At 62.0% G+C, this 4,209-nt stretch carries 5 protein-coding genes; 2 read left to right on the top strand and 3 right to left on the bottom strand.

The window, feature by feature from the left end; all coding sequences use genetic code 11:
- On the bottom strand, positions 1-348 hold a 348-nt coding region (locus Q0341_RS02895; protein WP_299510428.1), incomplete at its 3' end, for a DedA family protein.
- A 244-nt stretch (positions 349-592) separates the two neighbouring features.
- Between Q0341_RS02895 and alr the strand changes: the two genes are divergently transcribed.
- Positions 593-1,690: an alanine racemase gene (gene alr, locus Q0341_RS02890; RefSeq protein ID WP_299510426.1), complete on the top strand. Its 1,098-nt coding sequence runs from the start codon at positions 593-595 to the stop codon at positions 1,688-1,690.
- A 54-nt stretch (positions 1,691-1,744) separates the two neighbouring features.
- Positions 1,745-2,668, top strand: a complete 924-nt coding sequence (locus tag Q0341_RS02885) for a DMT family transporter (RefSeq protein ID WP_299510424.1) — start codon at positions 1,745-1,747, stop codon at positions 2,666-2,668.
- 7 nt (positions 2,669-2,675) lie between these two features.
- Here Q0341_RS02885 and Q0341_RS02880 read toward each other — a convergent pair whose 3' ends face one another.
- Positions 2,676-3,434 (bottom strand): TSUP family transporter, encoded by a 759-nt coding sequence (locus tag Q0341_RS02880; RefSeq protein WP_299510422.1) that lies wholly within the window; start codon positions 3,432-3,434, stop codon positions 2,676-2,678.
- A gap of 321 nt (positions 3,435-3,755) precedes the next feature.
- Positions 3,756-4,209, bottom strand: a 454-nt coding sequence (locus Q0341_RS02875; protein ID WP_299510420.1) for a GMC oxidoreductase, incomplete at its 5' end; no start/stop codon positions are given.

Raw genomic sequence — 4,209 nt, 5'->3', positions numbered from 1 at the left:
GGGGGTGCGCAGACCGGGCAAAAAGCGCGCTACGAACATGACCCACTTGCCGTATTTTTGAAAAGCATCTTGGGCGCTGACAAAGCGCTCAGGCGTCAGGATTTTGCGAAAACCGGGCAATTGGGAAATGCGTTGGCCATACAAACGCCCCAGCGTGAACATCAGACCGTCACCCACCAATACACCCGCCATGCCCACAGCAAACATGGTGTGGACATCGGCATGGCCCAGCCCAGCGATCACGCCACCGGTGACCAAGGTCACGTCCTCGGGGATGGGCACACCAAAACCACAGACCAAGAGCATCACGAACACAGCCAAATAGCCGTATTCGGTAAAGATGGGCATCAGAAACTCAAAAACTTCCATGGATTTCAAAGTTTGGCAGTGCAAAACCCTGGGGGCGAAATGCAGAGGGTTAGCAGGTTGCGGGCCAGTGTAAAGCATTTGTAAGTCCCTTCCAGAGGCGGGTCAGGTGGGTATTCCCGATGGCATGAACCCGGTCCGGAGCGGGGTGTCACAGAACCTCGCCGGCACTTGACCGCGCACATTGCTGGCACACTTGGAGCCCTGTTTTGCAAGTCTTGAACCCATGCCCCGTCCCATCCAAGCCACCATCCACCCCTCAGCGCTGCGGCACAACCTGTCCTGCGCCCGCCAAGCGGCCCCTGACGCGCAGGCTTGGGCGGTGGTCAAGGCCAACGCCTACGGGCACGGCATCGAGCGGGTGTTTGACGGCTTGCGCGGGGCCGACGGCTTTGCTCTGCTGGACTTGGCCGAGGCACAGCGGGTACGCGCTTTGGGCTGGCGTGGCCCTATTTTGTTGCTGGAGGGCGCTTTTGATGCCCGAGATTTGGAGCTGTGTTCGCGCCTGCACCTGTGGCACACGGTGCATTGCGATGCGCAGATCGACATGCTGGCGCTGCACAAGACACACGAGCCGCATCGGGTGTTCCTCAAGATGAATTCGGGCATGAACCGGTTGGGTTTTGCGCCGCAACGCTTTCGCTCGGCCTGGACCCGGTTGAACGCCCTGCCGCAGGTCGACGAGATTTCGCTCATGACCCACTTCAGCGACGCCGACGGCCCCAAAGGCATCGCCGAGCAGATGGCCCGCTTTGAAGAGGCCACCCGTGACTTGCCGGGCGAGCGCAGCCTGAGCAACAGCGCCGCCATCTTGCGCCATGCGCAGGACGCCGCCGTGAAAGCCGATTGGATTCGCCCCGGTATCGCGGTGTATGGCAGCTCGCCCGACTTTCCCGAGCACAGCGCTGCGCACTGGGGCCTGCAGCCCGCCATGAGCTTGCATGCCCAAATCATCGCGGTGCAGCACTTGCAGGCGGGAGACAGCGTGGGTTATGGCTCCATGTTTGTGGCCGAGCAGCCCATGCGCATCGGCGTGGTGGCTTGCGGCTATGCCGACGGTTACCCGCGCATCTGCCCCACGGGCACGCCGGTGCTGGTGGATGGGCAGCGCGGCCGCACCGTGGGCCGCGTCAGCATGGACATGTTGACGGTGGACTTGGGCCCATTCCCCGAGGCGGGTGTGGGCAGCGCCGTCACGCTGTGGGGGCGATCGGCCAATGGTGCGGTGCTGGGCATCGATGAAGTGGCGCAAGCGGCAGGCACCGTGGGCTACGAGCTCATGTGTGCCTTGGCCCAGCGCGTGCCCGTGGTGGTGGAAGACTGAAGGCTTGCTGCAAGCGAGACATGTTCTGCCAGCACAGCGCCTCACAATCCAACCATGCCCCACCGCGCACCCCTGCACCCCCACGACCAAAGAGCTTTGGCTGTGGCACTGGTGTTGGTGGTCATTTGGGGTGGCAACTTCACCCTGCAAAAGTACCTGTTTGACCTGATCTCGCCGGGCGGCTTTTTGTGGGCGCGCTACCTGATCATGCCTGTGTGTGCGCTGCTTTTGATGCGCTGGCGGCTGGGCCTTTGGCTGCCGCCGCTGCCGCGCAAGGAATGGGTGCGCATGGCTTGGCTGGGCTTCATTGGGCACTCGTTGCATGTGGGCTTGGTGACCTACGGCATCCACTGGTCTACGGCGTTTTCCAGTTCGGTCATTTTGGCGTGTGGGCCAATTTTCACCTTGCTCATCTTGCGCTTGCAGGGCCTGGAGCGGCTGACCGCCGCGCAGTTGTCGGGGGTGACCTTGGCCTTTGGCGGGGTGGTGATGTTCTTGTCTGACAAGCTGCTCGGCGGGAACTGGCGAGCGGGTGGGGGGGACCTGGTCTTATTGGTCGCCGCCGGCCTGTTTTCTTTTTATACGGTGTCGGTCAAGCCCGTGATGCAGCAACACGGCCCGGTGCTGACCATGGGCTACGCCACCTTGCTGGGTGGTTTGCCGGTCATGCTGCTGTCGGTGCCCGCGGGCATGCAGGCGGATTGGTCGGTGCTCAGCTTTTGGGCTTGGGTCGGTTTGTTTTGGTCGGTGTTGGTTTCCGCGTTCATCGGGTGGCTGGCCTGGGGCTGGATCAACACAGTGCGCGGCGTGGCCCGCTCTGCCCCCTTGTTGTATCTGATGCCACCCATGGCGGGCTTGTTCGCCTGGGCGCTGTCGGGCGAGCACTACACCTGGATCAAGGTGGCCGGTGCTGGCGTGACTTTGTTGGGGGTGGCGCTGGCGCAGTATGCCGGGCAGATCAAGTGGCGTTTGCGCTGAACGGGTGTCAGCGCAACCAAGTGTCGTAGGCTGTTTTGCAGATCAGCGCCAGCACCACGAAGATGAAAATTTGGCGCACAAAGCCTGCCCCGTGCTTGAGCGCCAGACGCGTGCCGATCAGGCTGCCGATGATGTTGGCCACCGCCATGGCCAGCGCCAGATGCCACCACACATGGCCTTGGTAGGCGAACAGCATGAGGGCTGAAAAATTGGTCGCCACATTGATCAGCTTGGCCGAGGCCGAGGCGTTCAAAAAATCGTAGCCCAGCAAGCGCACGTAGGCAAAGACCAAGAAGCTGCCGGTGCCGGGGCCAAAAAACCCGTCGTAAAAACCGATCATCAGACCGATGCCTGAGGCGATCCAGGCTTCTTTCGGGCCAGCAAAGCGTGGGGCGTGCTCGCGGCCCATGTCTTTTTTGGCCAGGGTGTAGACCAGCAAGATCCCCAGCATCACAGGCAGCGCTTTGCGAAACAGCGCAGGGTCGACCTGTGTGACCCCCCAAGCCCCGATGACCGAGCCCACCAGGCCCGCGCCCGCCGCAGGCAGCACAGAGCGCCAGGGCATGACCACTTTGCGGCTGTACTGCACGGTGGCAAAGGCGGTGCCCCAGATGGACGCACTTTTGTTGGTGCCAAACAAGGTGGCAGGGGCCGCGCCGGGGAAGGTGGCAAACAGCGCGGGCAGCAAAATCAGGCCACCACCGCCCACGATCGAGTCGATGAGCCCAGCCAGCAGCGAGGCCAGTGAAACGATCAGTAATTCCATGGGTGAGATTGTGGCACCCGCCGGGTGCTTCAGAGGTCGGCCGAGGGTCAGTGAGCGGCCAAAAAAAAGCGCCGCTTGCGCGACGCTTGGGGTGAATCACATCTCGTTTGGATGTTGTTTGATGTTGATGTTCTTTGGGTTTCGAGTTGTCTCCTCGGCCCTCGGGATGCAGATACTGCTTTGCATCGAGTGGGCTCACTGTAAGGGCACAGGACCCCGTGATTCATCAGGGATTTCCCGATTCGGGGGAAATCCCTGACCCAAATTGACGCAAAACTGACAAAAAGAATGCTTTTGACCTGTGTGGATTGCGCACGCGGCTCAGGCGCGCTGGTATTTGGCCGCGTCGGTCATGATCCAATGCGCGGCTTTTTCCGCAATCATCAAGGTCGGGCTGTTGGTGTTGCCGCTGGTGATGGTGGGCATCACGCCTGCATCAACCACTCGCAAGCCCGCTACGCCGCGCACCTGCAGGCGCGAGTTGACCACCGCCATTGGGTCGTCGTCGCGCCCCATGCGGGTAGTGCCCACGGGGTGGAAGATGGTGCTGGCAATGTCACCGGCCAACTTGGCCAGTTCTTCGTCGCTTTGGTACTGCACACCGGGCTTGAACTCTTCGGGTGCGAAAGGTGCCATGGCGGGCTGCGCCATGATGCGGCGCGTCACCCGCAGGCTGTCGGCCGCGACTTTGCGGTCGGCGTCGGTGGCCAAGTAGTTGGGTGCGATGGCGGGCGCGTCTTCGAAGTGGGGCGTCTTGATCTGCACCGTGCCCCGG

This window comes from uncultured Limnohabitans sp., from assembly GCF_937889215.1.
Classification (GTDB): domain Bacteria; phylum Pseudomonadota; class Gammaproteobacteria; order Burkholderiales; family Burkholderiaceae_C; genus Limnohabitans_A.
The sequence above is the reverse complement of the archived record's forward strand: the minus strand, read 5'-3'. Positions and strand labels throughout refer to the sequence as shown.

Bases quoted from the DNA above. Each gene is read 5' to 3' on its own strand.
- Q0341_RS02880 (WP_299510422.1), bottom strand. From the start codon at position 3,434: ATGGAATTACTGATCGTTTCACTGGCCTCGCTGCTGGCTGGGCTCATC.
- Q0341_RS02885 (WP_299510424.1), top strand. From the start codon at position 1,745: ATGCCCCACCGCGCACCCCTGCACCCCCACGACCAAAGAGCTTTGGCT.
- alr (WP_299510426.1), top strand. From the start codon at position 593: ATGCCCCGTCCCATCCAAGCCACCATCCACCCCTCAGCGCTGCGGCAC.